The organism is Paraburkholderia sp. SECH2 (genome assembly GCF_030464795.1).
GTDB classification, from domain to species: domain Bacteria; phylum Pseudomonadota; class Gammaproteobacteria; order Burkholderiales; family Burkholderiaceae; genus Paraburkholderia; species Paraburkholderia aspalathi.
This window is the reverse complement of record NZ_JALPRH010000006.1, coordinates 164,651-183,679: the sequence shown is the minus strand read 5'-3', so window position 1 is coordinate 183,679 and position 19,029 is coordinate 164,651. Positions and strand designations below refer to the sequence as shown.

Sequence of the window (19,029 nt, the reverse complement as noted above, 5' to 3'; positions counted from 1 at the left end):
TGTTTGACGCGTCAACCGATTCCTCCCCATGAGCGATACGAACCCGGATCCCAAAACTTCGATCCAGGTGATCGAACGCATGATGCGCTTGCTCGATGCACTCGCTGCGCATAGCGACCCGGTCAGCCTGAAAGAACTCGCCATCCGCACGGAGCTGCACCCGTCCACCGCGCACCGCATCCTGAACGACATGGTGATGTGCCGGCTGGTCGACCGGTCGGATCCCGGCACTTACCGTCTCGGTATGCGCCTGCTCGAACTGGGCAATCTGGTGAAGGCGCGGCTCTCGGTACGCGACGCTGCACTCACGCCGATGCGCGAACTGCACCGTCAAACCGGGCAGACCGTGAACCTGTCGGTGCGTCAGGGCGACGAGATCGTCTATATAGAACGCGCCTACTCCGAGCGCTCCGGCATGCAGGTGGTGCGAGCGATTGGCGGGCGGGCGCCGCTGCATCTGACCTCGGTGGGCAAACTCTTCCTCGCTGCGGACGAATCAACCCGCGTGCGCGCCTACGCCACGCGTACCGGACTGTCCGGCCACACGCAGAACAGCATCACCGATCTGACCAAGCTCGAACGTGAGCTGTCGCACGTGCGCCAGCAGGCCTGCGCGCGCGATAACGAAGAACTGGAACTGGGCGTGCGCTGCATCGCAGCGGGGATTTACGACGACACCGGCAAACTGGTTGCGGGCCTGTCGCTGTCGGCCCCGGCGGATCGCTTGCAGGACTCGTGGTTGGGGCAGCTCAGCCAAACGGCGCTGCTGATTTCCGCGTCGCTGGGTTATCGCCCTCAGACGCCACAGGAGCATACGCATCCCCAGCACGCATAAGCGGGTGATCACGCGTCCTCCGACGCAATAAAAAAGCCTCGCATCTGCGAGGCTTTTTTTCTGGCCGGTTCGAAAACCGGCCGCGAGATGATGCCAGGGCGGCTTCAGGTACCCGAGCCGCCAGCATCCGCGCTGGTGATGCGCGGCTGATCGCCACCGTTGTCGAGCCACGTGCGCAGACGCGTCGCATCCGCAAAGCGCGAGTACTTACCCGACGAATCGAGCAGCACGATGATCATCGGACGGCCGTGAATGGTCGCCTGCATCACGAGGCACTCGCCCGCTTCGTTGATGAACCCGGTCTTTTGCAGACCGATGTCCCACGTCGGGTTACGCACCAGTGCATTCGTGCTGTTGTACGCCAGCGAACGCTTGCCGGTGTACACCTCGTAGCTGTGGTCGGTCGAGAACTTGCGGATCATCGGATACTGATACGCCGCGTTGACCATCTTCACGAGGTCGCGCGCGCTCGAAACGTTCTGGCTCGTCAAACCCGTGGGGTTTTCAAAGTGCGTATCGGTCATGCCAAGTTGCTTGGCCTTCGCGTTCATTGCCGCGAGGAACGCCGGACGGCCACCCGGGAAGTAACGCGACAGCGCGGCGGCCGCGCGGTTTTCCGAGGCCATCAGCGCGATGTGCAGCATGTCTTCACGCGAGAGCACCGAGCCCACCGACAGACGCGAACCGGTGTTCTTCTCGTAGTCGCGGTCTTCGTCGGTGACCTCGATCTGGTCGGTCATCGGCTCTTTCGAGTCGAGCACCACCATCGAGGTCATCAGCTTGGTGATCGACGCGATCGGCACCACGGCGCGCGAATTCTTGTCGAACAGCGATTCGCCGGTGTTCTGATCGATCACATAGGCGACGCTCGAACGCAGCATCAGCGCGTCCGGCGTGTCGTGCAGACCGAAAGCCTGGCCGACGGTAGGCGGACGCGGTTCGTACGCGACGCGGCGCATCACCGAGTGGTGACGACCGTTCGACGAGTACGTCACGCGCTTGCGCTTGACGCTCGCGCGCGGCGCGTCGTCATCTGCAGCGGCCACGGTCTTCGCAGCGGCGCCTTTGGCGGCCTTCTTGCTCGACACTTTGTCAGCCGGGGCCGCGGCGGGCTTTTTGGCCGCTTTCGCGTGTTTGGAGGTTTTTGCCGTGGTGGCGGGCGTGGCGGCAAAAGTGCTGACAGGCGTGGCGAACGCCGCTGCGATGACCATGGAGACGGCCACCGACAGAGCGGTGCTGCGAGCCGCGCCGTGGATCACTTTTAGCGACGAAAACATGTCGGTTTTCATGGGTGTTCAGTAGGGAGCGGCAAGAGGTTTCCGCAAGTGTAGTAAAACAACGAAAAATTAGCAATTTGAAGCACTTATACGCGCTCCTTAAACCGGCTTGTAAGCTCCGATCGCAAAAACACAAATAAGTGCCACGTTCCGATCGAAAAAAACGATCGCCAACGCGCTTCGCCTCGCCTTTGCCGCCAAATGCCGGAATCGTACCGATTCTTTCAGCATAACGGCAATTTCGAGACAACCTTGATCAGGGGAAATACGGTCAGAGCGCAGGCACGTAAAGCCTTGCCGGCACGCCGGGACGTCGAGCGAGTCCTGCCGCGGGCTGTTAAACACCTGCTGGAGACCGCCAACGCGCATTCGACCGGCATAGAGCATTAACGTTCCGTGACACTTTCTGGTTTACATCGGGAAGGGCAATCGACGGGTTTTTTGTCAAACGCCGATTTGCCATTCCACCCGCACCGGGTCGCATCGCGCGGTCAAAATCCCTCCTGAAATCGGTAACAAATGCAGATTTATTCTGCACCAGAGCGGTGCAACGGACAAATCAACCTGCGTCAAACGAATGTCATGCCCACCGCATAAGGTATTGTTTTATCAGTAATTTCTTAATATTGTGCGACGCACAAAAAACACTTGACATTCGTTAACACCATCCTAAAATGGGAACCATTGCTGCGATGCACAAAACATCGCGGTCCGGGGAGACGATCTGAGAGCGTCTCGCCACCAACCCAATGCGGTCCGCACAGACAGACCGCGATCCAGGAGCGTAAACCATGACTCTGCTGACCCCTGAGCAATTCGCTGCAGCCCAGAAAGCCAACTTTGAAACGCTGTTCGGCCTGACGACCAAAGCATTTGAAGGCGTCGAAAAGCTGGTTGAACTGAACCTGCAAGTCGTGAAATCGACGCTCGCGGAAAGCCAGGAAAATGCCCAACGCGCCCTGTCGGTAAAGGACGCGCAGGAACTGCTGGCACTGCAAGCTAGCCTCGCACAGCCGGTGGCTGAAAAGGCGCTGTCGTACGGCCGTCACGTGTATGAGATCGTTTCGGCAACGCAAGGTGAGTTCACCCGCGTCGCAGAAGCCCAATTCGAAGAGCAAAACCGCAAGGTCCAGTCGCTCGTCGAAAACGTTGCGAAGAATGCCCCGGCCGGTTCGGAAACCGCTGTCGCCGTGCTGAAGTCGGCAATCACCGCCGCCAACACCACGTACGAAACGGTCCACAAGGCAACCAAGCAAGCTGTCGAAATCGCTGAAAGCAACTTCAATGCAGCCGCAACGGCCGCATCGAAGGCAGCATCGCAAGCCGCTGCACAAGCATCGCGCTCGGCAAAGAAGGCAGTCTAAGTTTCAAGCCGCACATCACGCCGGCCTCGCCTCATGGCAGGGCCGGCGCGATTGCAGCAACAACATGCAAGCAACTGCGTCGTGCCGTTGCCGCTCACACGGTTTCATCTGGCCGAACGCTCCGATACGTTGAATGACGTATCGTTTGCCCGGCGAAAGGCCGGGATTTTTTTTCCCGCTGCCTGAGATGCGCGGCGCATGTTACATGCGTCGCTTCGCGATAAACGCTCTACGCTGCTTGCTGCACAAAAAAACGGCGCGCCCCTTGCGGGGCGCGCCGTTTTTTTTGCCTCTACTTTTTCGACCCCGCCTGTCTGCATGCAGGCGGGGTCAGCAGCATTACTTCTTTTTCTGCGGCGGCAAGTCAGTGCAGACGCCTTCGTACAACTCGGCGGCCATACCGATCGATTCACCGAGCGTCGGGTGCGGGTGAATCGTCTTACCGATATCCGTTGCGTCCGCACCCATCTCGACTGCGAGGCACACTTCGCTGATCAGGTCACCGGCGTTCAACCCGACGATCCCGCCGCCGATCACGCGATGCGTTTCTTCGTCGAACAACAGCTTGGTGAAGCCTTCGTCGCGACCGTTGGCGATAGCGCGGCCCGAGGCTGCCCACGGGAACACCGCCTTGCCGTACTTGACGCCCTCGGCCTTCAGCTGATCTTCCGTCTTGCCGGCCCACGCCACTTCAGGATCGGTGTAGGCCACTGACGGAATCTGCAGTGCATCGAAGTACGCCTTCTCGCCATGAGCGACTTCCGCAGCGACGTGAGCTTCATGCACGGCTTTGTGCGCGAGCATCGGCTGACCGACGATATCGCCGATCGCGAAGATATGCGGCACGTTGGTGCGCATCTGCTTGTCGACGTCGATGAAACCTCGGTCCGTCACGGCCACGCCTGCCTTGTCCGCGCCGATCTTCTTGCCATTCGGCGTACGGCCGACAGCGACCAGCACGAGGTCATAGCGTTGCGCTTCGGCCGGGGCCTTTTCACCTTCGAACGACACGTAGATGCCGTCGTCTTTCGCTTCCGCTGCGGTGGTTTTGGTCTTCAGCATGACGTTGGCAAAACGCTTGCTGTTGTACTTCTCCCAGACCTTGACCAGATCGCGGTCCGCGCCGGCCATCAGGCCGTCGAGCATTTCGACCACATCGATCTTTGCGCCGAGCGTGGCGTAGACCGTCGCCATTTCCAGGCCGATGATGCCGCCACCGATCACCAGCATGCGTTGCGGAATCTGACGCAACTCCAGCGCGCCGGTCGAATCGACCACGCGCGGATCTTCCGGAATGAACGGCAGCTTCACCGCTTCCGAGCCCGCGGCGATGATCGCCTGCTTGAACTTGACGACCTTCTTGCCGCCGTCCGTCACGACTTCCATGTGATACGGATCGACGAACGAGCCGGTACCCGTCACGACTTCGACCTTGCGCATCTTGGCCATGCCGGCGAGACCGCCAGTGAGCTTCTTGACGACGCCCGACTTGAAGTCGCGCAGCTTGTCGAGATCGATTTGCGGCTTGCCGAACGTGATGCCATGCGAGCCGAGCGCTTCCGCTTCATCGATAACAAGGGCCGTGTGCAACAGCGCCTTCGACGGGATACAACCGACATTCAGACAGACGCCGCCGAGCGTGGAATAACGTTCGACGAGCACCGTCTTCATGCCGAGATCGGCCGAGCGGAACGCAGCCGAGTAACCGCCGGGGCCCGAACCAAGCACGAGCATGTCGCACTCGATATCCGCGCTGCCGGAGAAGCTACCGGCTTGCGGCGCGGGCGCTGCCGCTTTGGACGCAGGCGCCGGCGCCGGTGCAGGCGCTGCTGCCGGAGCGGGCGCTTTCTCAGGCGCCTTAGCCGGTGCTGCGTCTGCGGACGTTTCGACTAGCGCGATGACCGTACCTTGCGAGACTTTGTCGCCGGCCTTGATGCGAACTTCCTTGACGGTGCCGGCGGTATCGCTTGGCACTTCGATGGAGGCCTTATCGGACTCGAGCGTCATCAGCGCCTGCTCGTTCTCGATGACATCGCCCGGTTTGATATTGACTTCGACGACATCGACGTCCTTGAAGTCACCGATATCCGGCACTTTTACTTCGACGAGACTCATAGTGTCCCCTTCTCTTATTGATCGTGATGAGACGAAGAACCAGAAAAAAGCAGCCTAAAAGCAGGCAGCGCGGCGAACAGCAACTTCCTTTGCTGTCCGCCCAAGGACGCGCCTTTCTTTTGCCTACTTTTCTTTGGAAGACAAAGAAAAGTAGGTGCCGCCCCGCACAGGGGCAACGCTAATAGACCACCAAGAAAGCAGGTTCTACAGAGAGACGCGGATAAACAGAAAAAAACAAACAAACCCCGCGCCCCGCGCAACGCCATCACCACATCAAAGAATCACACGCCGAAAATCGGCAAGAATCGCACCCAGATACGCATTGAACCGCGCCGCCGCAGCACCATCAATCACCCGATGGTCATACGACAACGACAGCGGCAGAATCAGACGCGGCACAAACTGCTTGCCATCCCAAACCGGCTTCATCGCGCCACGCGACAACCCGAGAATGGCAACTTCCGGCGCATTGATAATCGGCGTGAAGTTAGTCCCGCCAATCCCACCCAGCGAAGAAATCGAGAAGCAGCCGCCTTGCATCTGATCCGGCTTCAGCTTGCCGTCACGCGCAGCCTTCGACAGCTCGGTCATTTCCTTCGCGATATCGATCAAGCCCTTCTTGTCCGCGTCGCGAATCACCGGAACGACCAGGCCGTTCGGCGTATCAGCAGCAAACCCAATGTGGTAGTACTGCTTGAACACCAGGTTGTCGCCGTCGAGGCTCGCATTGAACGTCGGGAACTGCTTCAAGGCAGCAACCACCGCCTTGATCACGAACGCCAGCATCGTGAACTTCACGCCGGCCTTTTCGTTTTCCTTGTTCAACTGCACGCGCAGCGCTTCGAGATCGGTGATGTCCGCTTCGTCGTTATTCGTGACGTGCGGAATCATGACCCAGTTGCGATGCAGGTTCGCGCCCGAGATCTTCTTGATGCGCGACAACGGCTTCGGATCGACCGGGCCGAACTTGGTGAAGTCGACCTTCGGCCACGGCAGCAGATTCAATTCGCCGCCACCCGCAGCAGCCGGCGCAGCAGCGCCTGCCGGTGCAGCACGCTGACCCGTCATCACACCCTTGATGAAGCCGGTCACATCCGCTTGCGTAATACGGCCCTTCGGACCCGTGCCCTGTACCTGCGTCACGTCGACACCGAGTTCGCGCGCGAACTTGCGCACGGACGGCGAAGCGTGGCTCGCGCGGCGAGCACCACCCTCGCCAGCTTGAATCAGCGGCGCTTGTGCAAGCGCAGACGGCGAAGCCGGCGCAGGCGAAGGAGCAACCGGCGCATCCGACGGCTTCTCGAGCGCTTCCTGCTTCGCCGCAGGTGCGGCGGCCGCAGCCGGCACAGCCGCGCCATCCGCTTCCAGCACGACGATGACCGAGCCTTCCGACACGGTATCGCCGACCTTGACCTTCAGTTCCTTGACGACACCGGCGGCCGAGCTCGGCACGTCCATGGTCGCCTTGTCGGATTCGAGCGTCACCAGCGACTGCTCTTTCTCGACGCGATCGCCGACCTTCACCGAGACTTCGATCACGGGAATGTCTTTGTAGTCGCCGATATCCGGCACTTTGACTTCCTGCAGGCCACCGCCGGCAGCAGCGGGTGCGGCAGCCGGGGCAGGCGCAGCAGCCGGAGCTGCTGCAGCGGCAGGCGCCGGAGCCGGTGCGGCAGCCGCAGCGCCCGCGCCTTCCAGCACGACGATCAGCGAGCCTTCTGACACGTTATCGCCAACCTTGACCTTCACTTCCTTGACGACGCCGGCAGCCGAGCTCGGCACGTCCATGGTCGCCTTGTCGGACTCCAGCGTAACGAGCGATTGCTCTTTCTCGACGGTGTCACCCGCCTTCACCAGCACCTCGATCACAGGAATGTCCTTGTAATCGCCGATGTCCGGCACCTTGACTTCGATCGCTTGACTCATTGTTAGTGTCTCCTGGGCCGCGCACGCCGCCCGCTCCTGTCGATCAGGAGCAGGCGCGCACGCCGTGGCACACGGGGAATGATGCCTTAGACGGTCATCGGGTTGGGTTTGGCGGGATCAAGGTTGTACTTCTTGAGCGCCTCGGCGACGACCTTGCGTTCGATCGTGCCTTCATCTGCCAGTGCATTCAACGCGGCAACCGTGACCCAGTAGCGGTCGACTTCGAAGAAGTGACGCAGCTTTTCACGCGTGTCCGAACGGCCGTAGCCATCCGTGCCCAGCACGACGAATTTCTGCGGCACGAACGCGCGGATCTGCTCGGTCAGCGCGCGCACGTAGTCGGTCGAAGCGATGACCGGACCTTGTGCGTCCTTCAGCAGCTTCTCGACGTGCGAGACCTTCTTCTCTTCCGTCGGATGCAGCAGGTTCCAACGCTGCACTTCGTGACCTTCACGAGCGAGTTCGGTGAAGCTCGGCACGCTCCACAGGTCGGCAGCGACGCCCCAGTCGTTCTTCAGCAGGTCAGCAGCGGCAATCACTTCGTTGAAGATCGTGCCTGCGCCCATCAGCTGAACGCGCGGTGCCTTCTTATCAGCATCGGCCTTCCTGAACGAGTACATACCCTTGATGATGTCGGCCGCTACAGCATCGCCCTGCGGAATCGCCGGGTGCTCGTAGTTCTCGTTCATCACCGTGATGTAGTAGTACACGTCTTCCTGGTCAGCAACCATGCGACGCAGACCATCCTGCATGATGACCGCGAGTTCATAACCGAACGTCGGGTCGTAGCTGATGCAGTTCGGCACCGATGCCGCCCACAGCAGCGAGTGGCCGTCTTCGTGTTGCAGGCCTTCGCCGTTCAGCGTCGTGCGGCCAGCCGTGCCGCCCAGCAGGAAGCCGCGCGAACGCATGTCGCCCGCCGCCCATGCCAGGTCGCCGATACGCTGGAAGCCGAACATCGAGTAGAAGATGTAGAACGGGATCATGATCTCGCCGTGCGTCGAGTACGACGTCGCGGCTGCGATCCAGTCACACATACCGCCGGCTTCGTTGATCCCTTCCTGCAGGATCTGGCCGGTTTCCGATTCGCGGTAGAACATCAGCTGGTCAGAATCTTCCGGCACGTACTTCTGGCCTTCCTGATTCCAGATACCGATCTGACGGAACAGGCCTTCCATACCGAAGGTACGCGACTCGTCCGGCACGATCGGCACGATGCGCTTACCGAGCGCCTTGTCTTTCAGCAGGATGTTCAGAATCCGCACGAACGCCATCGTCGTGGAGATCTCACGGCCTTCGCCCGTGCCCTTCAGCAGCGGCTCGAACGCGTCGAGCGCCGGCACCGGCAGCGACTCGGCCTTCTGACGACGCGCCGGCAGATAGCCGCCGAGGTCCTGACGGCGAGCGCGCATGTACTCGAGTTCTTTCGAACCTTCTTCGAACTTGAGGTACGGCACGTTGACGAGGTCTTCGTCGGGAATCGGCAGACGGAACTGATCGCGGAATTTCTTCAGCTGATCGACGTGCAGCTTCTTCTGCTGGTGGGTGATGTTCATCGCCTGGCCGGCTTCGCCCATGCCGTAGCCCTTGATCGTCTTCGCGAGGATGACGGTCGGCTGGCCCTGCGAGTTCGAAGCTTCCGAGAACGCTGCGTAGATCTTGTGCGGATCGTGGCCGCCGCGGTTCAGGTTCCAGATTTCTTCGTCGGACCACTCGGCAACCAGCGCCTTCAGTTCAGGCGTATTGAAGAAGTGTTCGCGAACATACGCGCCCGACTCCGACTTGTATGTCTGATATTCACCGTCGACGACTTCCATCATCCGGCGCATCAGCGCGCCCGACTTGTCGCGTTGAAACAGCGCATCCCAGCGGCTGCCCCAGACGACCTTGATGACATTCCAGCCGGCGCCGCGGAATTCGCTTTCGAGTTCCTGGATGATCTTGCCGTTACCGCGCACCGGACCGTCGAGGCGCTGCAGGTTGCAGTTGATCACGAACACGAGGTTGTCGAGGCGTTCGCGACCGGCCATGCCGATTGCGCCGAGCGATTCCGGTTCATCCGTTTCGCCGTCGCCGAGGAAGGCCCAGACCTTGCGGCCTTCGGTCTTCGCAATGCCGCGCGCCTGCAGGTACTTCATGAAGCGCGCCTGATAGATCGCCATGATCGGGCCGAGGCCCATCGAGACGGTCGGGAATTGCCAGAAGTCCGGCATCAGCCACGGGTGCGGGTACGACGAGATGCCCTCGCCGCCCACTTCCTGACGGAAGTTGTCGAGCTGGTTTTCGGTCAGACGGCCGAGCAGGAACGCGCGCGAGTAGACACCCGGCGACGAGTGACCCTGCACGAACACGAGGTCACCGCCATGTTCAGCGGACGGTGCGTGCCAGAAGTGGTTGTAGCCGACGTCGTACAGCGTGGCAGCCGACGCGAACGAGGCGATGTGACCGCCGACGTTCGTATCCTTGCCCGCGCGCAGCACCATGGCGATGGCGTTCCAGCGCGTGTACGAGCGAATCCGGTGTTCGAGGTCCTGGTCGCCGGGAATCGGCGCCTGACGCGACACGGGAATCGTATTGATGTAGGGGGTGTTTGCAGAGAACGGGAGATGTTCGCCATGTACGCGGGCGAATTCGATCTGTTTCTCGATCAGGTAGTGAGCGCGATCGGGGCCCACAGCAGAAATCACGCCATCCAGCGCTTCCAGCCATTCGCCGGTTTCCTGGGGATCGTCGTCTTTTTCGGCAGCGACATATTTCATGACTTCGTCGGGTACAGCGGACATGCTCGTCTCCTGGATATAGAGGAACGCTCTTTGAACAGACGACGCGGACGAAGCACGGCCGCGGCAGCTTCGGCCGATTGTAAAAGGGGTCCCGACGTCTGCGCAACAAAAATTTCGAATCACGAGATCGAATCTCATAATGCGGAAAATTGTTGCGGCGCAACCTGATTTGACTGCCGATCGACCGATACGTCGGCTAGTTTGCGCCGAATAACGGTTCTTTCAGCGCTTTTTTGCGCCATTTGCTAGTGACTCGCTGCGCTACAATGCCACGCATGTTGACCGAACGGCTTTTCGCTCGCTCGGCGCGCACCGCTGGTTCGCCGGCGGATTCGACGCCGTCCTCCCGCTGGCACCACGGACCGTGGTGGTCGAACTCCTATTTGCTCACGCCGCTGCTGTCGATCCTGGTTTTCCTGGTCGTCATGAGCCTGATTCTGTGGAGTCTGAACCGGCGCGAACAGCAGCAGCAGGAAGACACGCTCTATCGCAACGTCGCGTGGGCGCAGCAGCAGATCCGCCTGTCCATGACGGGCGCGCAGGAACAGATTCAGGCCCTCGCCCGCGATCTCGTCGCCGGCCACGCCGATCCGCATTCATTCCAGGTGTCCACCACGGACATCATGCAGGGGCATCCCGAGATCCTCTACATGAACTGGTACACGAGCCTGCAGCAACCGCGCTGGCCCAATACTGCACTCCCCGTGTTCGGCCAGCGTCTCGCCAAGCCGAACGACGCGCAGATGGACGAGGCCGTCAAAGCCGCCTTCAACGAGGCGCGCAATACGCGCCGCCAGGTGTACTCACCGCTGATCTACGACGACCTCGGCAACGGCTACATCACGCTGCAGACGCCGGTCTACCGCGACCGTGACTTCCTCGGCACGATTGCCGCCGTGTTCTCGGTGGAAGGCATCCTGAAGCACGACATTCCGCCCGAGTTGTCGGCGAAATACAAAATCTCGATCATCGACGTGAACAACCGCGAGTTGACCACCACGTCGACCCGCCCGCGCCTGCCGCGCGACATGTTCTACGATCTGCCGCTCGACCCGCCGGGCCAGGGCGTCTCGGTACGCGTCTACGCGTTCCCGCAGATGACCAACTTCACCAACAACACGCTGGTCTGGCTGGTGGCCGGCCTGTCGTGCTTCGTGTTGTGGAGTCTGTGGAGCTTGTGGAAGCACACGCGGCAACGTTTCGAGGCGCAGCAGGCGCTCTACGCCGAAGCGTTCTTTCGCCGCGCAATGGAAAACTCGGTGCTGATCGGTATGCGCGTGCTCGACATGCACGGCCGCATCACTCACGTCAATCCGGCCTTTTGCCGCATGACCGGTTGGGACGAAAGCGATCTGGTCGGCAAGAACGCGCCGTTCGCTTACTGGCCGCGCGACGCCTATCCTGAGATGCAACGCCAGCTCGACATGACGCTGCGCGGCAAGGCGCCCTCTTCGGGCTTCGAATTACGGGTGCGCCGCAAGGACGGATCGCTCTTCCATGCACGCCTCTATGTGTCGCCGCTGATCGACAGCTCGGGCCGCCAGACCGGCTGGATGTCGTCGATGACCGACATTACCGAACCGAAGCGCGCGCGCGAGGAGCTCGCCGCAGCACACGAACGCTTCACAACCGTCCTCGAAAGTCTTGACGCCGCCGTCTCCGTGCTGGCCGCCGACGAAGCCGAGTTACTGTTCGCTAACCGCTACTACCGGCATCTCTTCGGCATTCGCCCGGACGGCCATCTGGAATTGGCGGGTGGCGGGTTCGATAGCGCACAGGCGTCGTCTGATTCGATCGATATGGTGGATGCATACGCGGGTCTGCCGGCCGCCGCATTGACCGAAAGCACCGCCGACGCGCAGGAAGTCTACGTGCAAAGCATTCAGAAATGGTTCGAAGTGCGCCGCCAGTACATCCAGTGGGTGGATGGCCACCTCGCGCAGATGCAGATCGCGACCGACATCACCACCCGCAAGCAGGCTCAGGAACTCTCGCGTCAGCAGGACGAGAAGCTGCAGTTCACCAGCCGCCTGATGACGATGGGTGAAATGGCCTCCTCGCTCGCGCACGAACTGAATCAGCCGCTCGCCGCGATCAATAACTATTGCTCTGGAACCGTGGCACTGGTTAAATCCGGTCGAACGACGCCTGACAATCTTCTGCCCGTGCTCGAGAAAACCGCCCAACAGGCAGTGCGGGCTGGCATGATCATCAAGCGCATTCGCGAGTTCGTGAAACGCAGCGAGCCGAAACGCCAGGCTACGCGCGTGGCCGATATCGTCGCCGATGCCGTGGGTCTCGCCGAACTCGAAGCGCGCAAGCGCAAGATTCGCATCGTGACCGATCTGCGCTCGCGCCTGCCGGTGATTTACGTCGACCCGGTGCTGATCGAGCAGGTGTTGGTGAACCTGCTGAAGAACGGCGTCGAGGCCATGCACGATGCGCGTCCGAATGCGGTCGACCCGGTGATTCGCGTCGTCGTGCGACTGGAGAGCGGGTTTGTCTGCATCAGCGTCGTCGACCAGGGACCGGGTGTCGACGAAGCGACGGCCGAGCGTCTGTTTGAACCGTTTTACAGCACCAAGTCCGATGGTATGGGCATGGGGCTGAACATTTGCCGTTCGATTATCGAATCGCACCGCGGCCGTCTGTGGGTGGTTAACAACGTCGAATCTGACGGCCACATCACAGGCGCCACGTTCCATTGCAGTCTGCCCATTGGAGAGCCTGACGGCCCGAGCAACGGCGGGTCAGAGGCGCCGAAACCACAAACCGTTACGGGAGAGATATGAACAGCCCAGTCACCACACAGGAAACGGTATTTGTTGTCGACGACGACGAGGCCGTGCGAGATTCGCTGCGCTGGCTGCTGGAGGCGAACGGCTACCGCGTGCAATGCTTCTCCAGCGCCGAGCAGTTCATCGACGCATGGCAGCCGCATACGCATCCGGGCCAGATCGCGTGTCTGATTCTCGATGTGCGGATGTCCGGCATGAGCGGGCTCGAGTTGCAGGAACGCCTGATCGCCGACAACGCGTCGCTGCCGATCATCTTCGTGACGGGCCATGGCGACGTGCCGATGGCTGTGTCGACGATGAAAAAAGGCGCCATGGACTTCATCGAAAAACCGTTCGACGAAGCCGAACTGCGCAAGCTGGTCGAGCGCATGCTCGACAAGGCACGCAGCGAAAGCACCAGCGTGCAGCAGCAACGCGCAGCGGCCGAACGTCTCGGCAAGCTGACCGCGCGTGAACACCAGGTGCTCGAGCGCATCATCGCCGGCCGCCTGAACAAGCAGATCGCCGACGACCTCGGCATCAGCATCAAGACGGTTGAAGCGCACCGCGCGAACATCATGGAAAAGCTCAACGTCAACACGGTCGCCGATCTGCTGCGACTGGCGCTGTCGAACAAGCCGCAACCGGCGCAATAAACTTAACGACCGCGGCGCGGCCCGCGGCTCGTTACTGAGTTTCAACGGCCGGACTGTCGAAAAGTCCGGTCTGTTCCATTCTCCTTCCCCCTTCTCCCGCTTCGCTACAGCGATGCGCGGCATAGTTCGACGCGTGCGCATCCGCACCGCATCTTTATCCCGTAATCATTACGCATTACTCAGCAAACGCTTACGCTGCGCGGCAATAACTTCTTTCCTCCGACAAGATTGACAAGCTTCACTGCGCCCCTTAATTTATAAAGAACTCCTTAGCAGGAATCTTTGATGCCCGATGAACACAGGACACATGTGCTGTCGTTGTCGTATGCGGCGTCGCCTTGCGGCGCAAATCGGTTAAAGCGGTTCGGCCGCATTGCTGAGGCATCAGTCTTATCGAACGGTTCAAGCGAAGCTGAGCCGACCTTTACTCGCTTTATTCGCTGCCTTCTCCATTCCATCGCGCGAAAGCAACGCAGCATGCGCTGCGCATCGATCTCGCGCGTCTAACGCAGCCGGGAGGATTTCATCGTGAAACGATCCGGAACACACCGTTCGCGTGTGTTGCTTGTTTGCGCCGCACTTGCGGGCGCACCATTCTTCGTCGGTCTGACCATGCCGAGCGCGGTCTATGCGCAAAGCGCCGCGAAGCTGTCGAACCAGCAACTCGATTCGCTGACTGCGCCCATCGCGCTTTATCCCGATGCACTGCTTGCGCAAGTGCTGATGGCCGCCACCTTCCCGCAAGACGTGCAGGCCGCAGCCGCGTGGTCGAAAGCAAACTCGAAGTTGCAAGGCGACGACGCCGTCAAAGCGGTCGCGTCGGAGCCCTGGGACCCGAGCGTGCAGTCACTCGTCGCCTTCCCGCAGGTCCTCGCAACGATGGCGTCGAAACCCGATTGGGTCGCGCAACTCGGCACGGCCTTTCTTGGCCAGTCGAATGACGTGATGGACTCCGTGCAACGCCTGCGCAAACAGGCGCAAGCGGCAGGCAATCTGAAGACGAGCTCGCAACAAAAGGTTGTGGTCGAGCAAAGCACGATTCAGATCGTGCCGGCCAATCCACAAGTGGTCTACGTGCCTACCTATAACCCGACTGTGGTCTACGGCACATGGCCCTATCCCGCCTACCCACCCGTGTATGTGCCACCGCCGCCCGGTTATGCAATCGCAAGCGGGTTGGCGGCCGGCCTCGCGTTCGGCGCCGGTGTCGCGGTTGCCAATTCGCTGTGGGGAGGCTTCAACTGGAACACGCACGACGTCAACATCAACGTGAACCACTACAACAACATCAATGTGAACAACCGGCTCAACGTGAATAGCAGCACGACGAACTGGAACCGCAACACCAACGTCAATCGCAACGTCAACAACGCGAACATCAACCGCAACGTCAATAACAACCTCAGCGGCGCTCAGCGCGATGCCTATCGCGGCCGTGACGACGCCGCACGTGCCCAGGCGCAGCAGACCTTGCAGAACCGAACCGGCCAGAACCTGAGCGGCAATGCGAGCCAACGCGTGCAAGGGATTCACCAGGGTGGCACGCAGAACGCCGATTTGCAGAACCGCGCGCAGAACGCCAATCGCGATAACGCGTTACGCGGCGCCGGCGACGGCAATGCCGCGCGCCAGGATACGCAGCGTGGCGAGGCGAGCCGCAACGCTGCCGCGAACCGTTCCGGCGGCGGCCTCGGCGCCAATGGCGGCGGTCAGCAACGCACGGGCGGCGGTCTCGGTGCAAACGGCGGCGGCGTCCAGCGCGGCGGCGGTGGCAACTTCGGCGGCGGCGGTGGTGGCGGCAGACTGGGCGGTGGCGGCGGCGGTGAGCGCCACCTCGGCCGCAACCGTTGAACGATCAAGAGGAGTCTCTGATGATTCGCTTATTCCCACGCGGCGCCTTGCGCGCCCACGTTCTCACACTCGCCGTCGCCCTCGGCACGACCGGCACCCTGCTGGTGGCGCCGGTACTTCTGCTCGGCACGACCGCCGCACACGCGCAGGCGGTCTATCCCACGGCCGACGACGCCGCCAATGCGTTCGTCGACGCCCTGGCCCGCAACGACGAAGGCGCGCTCAAACACGTGCTCGGCAACGATTTTCATCGCTACATTCCTTCCGAAGGAATCGGCGAGGACGACATCTACCAGTTCCTTGGCGCATGGTCGAAGGGACATCAGATCATCGAGGACCCGGCGAAGAGCAAGGGTCGCGCAACCGCGCATCTGGCCGTCGGCGACAGTGGCTGGACCTTGCCGATTCCGCTCGTGCAGGCTGGCAAGGGTTGGCGTTTCGATCCGCCCGCCGCGCAGGACGAGATGCTGACGCGCCGCATCGGCCGCAACGAACACGCGGCGATCCTGACCTCGCTCGCCTATCTCGACGCGCAGAACGATTATCACAACCTGACCCAGCACTACGCACAGCGCTTCGTCAGTACGCAGGGCCAGCATGACGGCCTGTATTGGGCAACGGCGCCCGGCGAAACGGAAAGCCCGCTCGGACCGCTCGCCGCCACCATGCCCAACGGCACCCTGCCGAAAGAGGCCTACCACGGCTATCACTATCGGATCCTGACGGCGCAAGGTGCGCACGCGAAGGGGGGCGCGCAGAACTACATCGAGAACGGCGTGCTGACCAAAGGGTTCGGTCTGATCGCCTCGCCGGCCGAGTACGGCAAGACCGGCGTGATGAGCTTTATCGTCAATCAGGACGGTCAGGTCTATCAGAAGAACCTTGGGCCGCAATCCGCGCGTGCCGCGGCCGCCATTAAATCGTTCGACCCGGACGATAGCTGGCAGGCTGTGCAGGAGTAGCGGGACAAGTCGCTCGACGGTTGGAGGCATCGCGGATTCCGGCGCGTCGGCGCATCCGGAATCCGTACATGGCACGGCAAGCCGGGCCGGTATAATGACGGACTTTGCAGCGCTGCTTATCCCTGATTCGCGCCGCGCGCTTTTCATGTGCCGACCCGTTTCCGGTGAAAAGCGCCATCGCACGTGCCGCGCACGCGCGCCTGTGCCCTGCTCCGCTTTCCAAACCGCCCTTCTCGACCGACCATGACAGCCAAACTGATCGACGGCCTAGCCCTTTCCAAGACCCTGCGCGCCGACGTCGCCACGCGCGCCGCCGCCCTCACCGCCCGCGGGCATCAGCCGGGCCTCGCCGTGGTGCTGGTCGGCGACAATCCAGCCAGCGAAGTCTATGTGCGCAACAAGGTCAAGGCGTGCCATGACAACGGCCTCGGTTCGTCGTTCGACCGCTATCCGGCCGATCTGCCGGAAGCCGAGCTGCTGGCGCGCATCGACGAGCTGAATCGCGATCCGCGCATCCACGGCATTCTGGTGCAACTGCCGTTGCCGCCGCATATCGACAGCCACAAGGTGATCGAGGCGATCGCCCCGGAAAAGGACGTCGACGGTTTTCACGTCGCCAATGCCGGCGCGCTGATGACCGGCCGCCCGCTGTTCCGCCCGTGCACGCCGTACGGCGTGATGAAAATGCTGGCGGCCTACGAGATTCCGCTGCAAGGCGCGAACGCGGTGGTGATCGGCCGCTCGAATATCGTCGGCAAGCCGATGGCGCTGCTGCTGCTCGAAGCGGGCGCTACCGTGACGATCTGCCATAGCAAGACGCGCGATCTGGCTGCCCATACCCGCAACGCTGACGTGGTGGTCGCCGCCACGGGCCTGCGCAACATTCTCACGGCGGACATGGTGAAACCGGGTGCGGCCGTGATCGACGTCGGCATGAATCGCGACGAAGCCGGCAAGCTGTGCGGCGACGTCGATTTCGCGGGTGTCAAGGAAGTGGCCGGCTACATCACGCCGGTGCCGGGCGGCGTCGGTCCGATGACCATCACGATGCTGCTCGTCAACACGATCGAAGCCGCCGAGCGCGAAGCGGCGGCAAAGGCGTAAAGCTGAGGGTTCATGCCGGCGGAGTGATTTCGGCGGCGTTCAAACTGTCAAACCCCGGCGTCAAACCGGGGCAGCCAGCGCCAGTTGCACACGTCGGCGTCAAACATGACACTCACCGCGTCACTACCCCAGCGCCAAGCGTCGTTGACCGGCGCGCAAGACGCCCGCGGCACCACCTCAGCACCGGCCTCTCCACGAAGTGCCACGACAGCGCCGCGCACAGCAGGATGAACGGCGCCGCGATCAGCACCGCCGTCACATGGCTCAACTGCGGCGCGATATTCGCGACGCATTGCTGCACCATGAAGCCGTACAGATAAATCCCATACGAGTAATCGTTGCGCGGCACGAAGCGCCGCAAGAGCGGCGTCGCGCCCACCCATAGCACGCCGTAAACAAACGCCAGATAGAAAAGCGGTTGAGCGCCGGCCGTGTCGCGGAACACCAGAAACACCATCACCAGCGCGACGGCCGTCAGGCCGTTGATGTCGATCCGTTCGCGCCAGCCATACAGCAGCATCCCCAGCATGAAAAACGGTTCCGGCCAGAACGAATAGCCGCCGGGCGTTTCGCTGAAGTCACGCAGGCCGATCTGCAGATGCGGCAGATGCACGCGCAGAACGAACGCGGCGCACCCGAGCACCGCCGCCAGTGCCGCCCCCCGCGCGCTGGACAACAAGCCCAGCATGCCGGTCGCCATCACGATCAGATAGCAGCGCACTTCGAGCGGCAACGTCCACAGCGGCGCGGCGACGTCGACTGGAAAGCGGTTGTGCTCGAATACACCGGGCACCACCCAGCCGGTTTTCAGCACGATGGTGGAAAAGTTGTCGAGGTTGGCCCACGTCATGCCGGAAGCAAAATAGTCGCGCAGCGGCAGTGTCGTGAACAGCGGCCCGACGATGAACACGGTCACCAGCGAGCCGCCCGCCACCGCCGGCCACAGGCGCGCGATGCGCAACGCGGCGAAACGCGGCACCGAGCGTTGCCGGTCGAAACTGGCGGTCACCAGCATGCCGCTCAGCAGAAAGAACGCATAGACGCCGAGTGCGCCAAAACCGTCGAAACCGAGCGCGTTCCGGACCCAATCCGTCGTGCCGTCGGGGGCCTGTATCAGATATGAATTGCCATACACCACGGCGATGGCGGCAAGGAGCCGCACGAGATCGAAATTGTTGCCGTTGCGCGAAAGGGCGTGCGAAAGCGGGTTCATCGATACCTCTTACAGAAAGCGTCACTAATGGGTGCCGACGCGCCAGAATGTGGCATGGCAGCAATTTGCACCGTTCGCTTTCGCACAGAGCGCCGCGGCACTGCGAGAGCGGTTCTGGCGGCGGCAACCCGCTGGCGCATTGCCTGGCGCATTGCCTTGCGGCCGC

General features: G+C 61.6%; 12 protein-coding genes. 7 read left to right on the top strand and 5 right to left on the bottom strand.

From position 1 onward, the window contains the following. Positions 1-28 precede the first annotated feature (28 nt). The gene (locus tag M0D66_RS13770) at positions 29-835 is read left to right on the top strand and encodes an IclR family transcriptional regulator (protein ID WP_093633562.1); all 807 of its coding nucleotides are present in this window, start codon (positions 29-31) and stop codon (positions 833-835) included. 104 nt (positions 836-939) lie between these two features. Here M0D66_RS13770 and pbpG read toward each other — a convergent pair whose 3' ends face one another. Further along, positions 940-2,124: a D-alanyl-D-alanine endopeptidase gene (pbpG, locus tag M0D66_RS13765; RefSeq protein WP_093633563.1), complete on the bottom strand. Its 1,185-nt coding sequence runs from the start codon at positions 2,122-2,124 to the stop codon at positions 940-942. 779 nt (positions 2,125-2,903) lie between these two features. Between pbpG and M0D66_RS13760 the strand changes: the two genes are divergently transcribed. After that, positions 2,904-3,476 (top strand): phasin family protein, encoded by a 573-nt coding sequence (locus M0D66_RS13760; RefSeq protein WP_054038013.1) that lies wholly within the window; start codon positions 2,904-2,906, stop codon positions 3,474-3,476. Between the two features lie 339 nt (positions 3,477-3,815). Here M0D66_RS13760 and lpdA read toward each other — a convergent pair whose 3' ends face one another. The 3 genes from lpdA to aceE all read right to left on the bottom strand — a co-directional run bounded on the left by lpdA (position 3,816) and on the right by aceE (position 10,300). Then, complete coding sequence (gene lpdA / locus M0D66_RS13755) at positions 3,816-5,591, bottom strand: dihydrolipoyl dehydrogenase (RefSeq protein WP_200617824.1); 1,776 nt, start codon at positions 5,589-5,591, stop codon at positions 3,816-3,818. A 273-nt stretch (positions 5,592-5,864) separates the two neighbouring features. Then, the gene (gene aceF / locus M0D66_RS13750) at positions 5,865-7,517 is read right to left on the bottom strand and encodes a dihydrolipoyllysine-residue acetyltransferase (protein WP_266210905.1); all 1,653 of its coding nucleotides are present in this window, start codon (positions 7,515-7,517) and stop codon (positions 5,865-5,867) included. Between the two features lie 86 nt (positions 7,518-7,603). Continuing rightward, positions 7,604-10,300 (bottom strand): pyruvate dehydrogenase (acetyl-transferring), homodimeric type, encoded by a 2,697-nt coding sequence (aceE, locus tag M0D66_RS13745; RefSeq protein ID WP_093633567.1) that lies wholly within the window; start codon positions 10,298-10,300, stop codon positions 7,604-7,606. A 275-nt stretch (positions 10,301-10,575) separates the two neighbouring features. On the opposite strand from aceE, the gene fixL reads away from it, so the two are divergent. From fixL to folD, 5 genes are all read left to right on the top strand, one after another. Next, positions 10,576-13,092: an oxygen sensor histidine kinase FixL gene (gene fixL / locus M0D66_RS13740; protein WP_054038009.1), complete on the top strand. Its 2,517-nt coding sequence runs from the start codon at positions 10,576-10,578 to the stop codon at positions 13,090-13,092. Beyond that, positions 13,089-13,733, top strand: a complete 645-nt coding sequence (gene fixJ / locus M0D66_RS13735; RefSeq protein WP_011488992.1) for an oxygen response regulator transcription factor FixJ — start codon at positions 13,089-13,091, stop codon at positions 13,731-13,733. The genes fixL and fixJ overlap by 4 nt, the downstream gene beginning before the upstream one ends. Before the next feature lie 528 nt (positions 13,734-14,261). Next, positions 14,262-15,584 carry a DUF3300 domain-containing protein gene (locus M0D66_RS13730; RefSeq protein ID WP_200650636.1) on the top strand — a complete coding sequence of 441 codons (1,323 nt, stop codon included), beginning with the start codon at positions 14,262-14,264 and terminating at the stop codon, positions 15,582-15,584. Positions 15,585-15,604: 20 nt separating this feature from the next. Then, complete coding sequence (locus tag M0D66_RS13725; RefSeq protein WP_266210904.1) at positions 15,605-16,546, top strand: DUF2950 domain-containing protein; 942 nt, start codon at positions 15,605-15,607, stop codon at positions 16,544-16,546. Positions 16,547-16,789: 243 nt separating this feature from the next. Continuing rightward, a complete protein-coding gene (folD, locus tag M0D66_RS13720) occupies positions 16,790-17,650 on the top strand; it encodes a bifunctional methylenetetrahydrofolate dehydrogenase/methenyltetrahydrofolate cyclohydrolase FolD (protein WP_266210903.1) in 861 nt (286 codons plus the stop codon). A 112-nt stretch (positions 17,651-17,762) separates the two neighbouring features. Here the strand turns inward: folD and M0D66_RS13715 are convergent, their stop codons facing one another. After that, positions 17,763-18,863: an acyltransferase gene (locus tag M0D66_RS13715; RefSeq protein WP_200617817.1), complete on the bottom strand. Its 1,101-nt coding sequence runs from the start codon at positions 18,861-18,863 to the stop codon at positions 17,763-17,765. Positions 18,864-19,029: the final 166 nt, after the last annotated feature.

Bases quoted from the DNA above. Each gene is read 5' to 3' on its own strand.
- aceE (WP_093633567.1), bottom strand. From the start codon at position 10,300: ATGTCCGCTGTACCCGACGAAGTCATGAAATATGTCGCTGCCGAAAAA.
- fixL (WP_054038009.1), top strand. From the start codon at position 10,576: ATGTTGACCGAACGGCTTTTCGCTCGCTCGGCGCGCACCGCTGGTTCG.
- M0D66_RS13760 (WP_054038013.1), top strand. From the start codon at position 2,904: ATGACTCTGCTGACCCCTGAGCAATTCGCTGCAGCCCAGAAAGCCAAC.
- M0D66_RS13715 (WP_200617817.1), bottom strand. From the start codon at position 18,863: ATGAACCCGCTTTCGCACGCCCTTTCGCGCAACGGCAACAATTTCGAT.
- aceF (WP_266210905.1), bottom strand. From the start codon at position 7,517: ATGAGTCAAGCGATCGAAGTCAAGGTGCCGGACATCGGCGATTACAAG.
- lpdA (WP_200617824.1), bottom strand. From the start codon at position 5,591: ATGAGTCTCGTCGAAGTAAAAGTGCCGGATATCGGTGACTTCAAGGAC.
- M0D66_RS13725 (WP_266210904.1), top strand. From the start codon at position 15,605: ATGATTCGCTTATTCCCACGCGGCGCCTTGCGCGCCCACGTTCTCACA.
- fixJ (WP_011488992.1), top strand. From the start codon at position 13,089: ATGAACAGCCCAGTCACCACACAGGAAACGGTATTTGTTGTCGACGAC.
- folD (WP_266210903.1), top strand. From the start codon at position 16,790: ATGACAGCCAAACTGATCGACGGCCTAGCCCTTTCCAAGACCCTGCGC.
- M0D66_RS13770 (WP_093633562.1), top strand. From the start codon at position 29: ATGAGCGATACGAACCCGGATCCCAAAACTTCGATCCAGGTGATCGAA.
- pbpG (WP_093633563.1), bottom strand. From the start codon at position 2,124: ATGAAAACCGACATGTTTTCGTCGCTAAAAGTGATCCACGGCGCGGCT.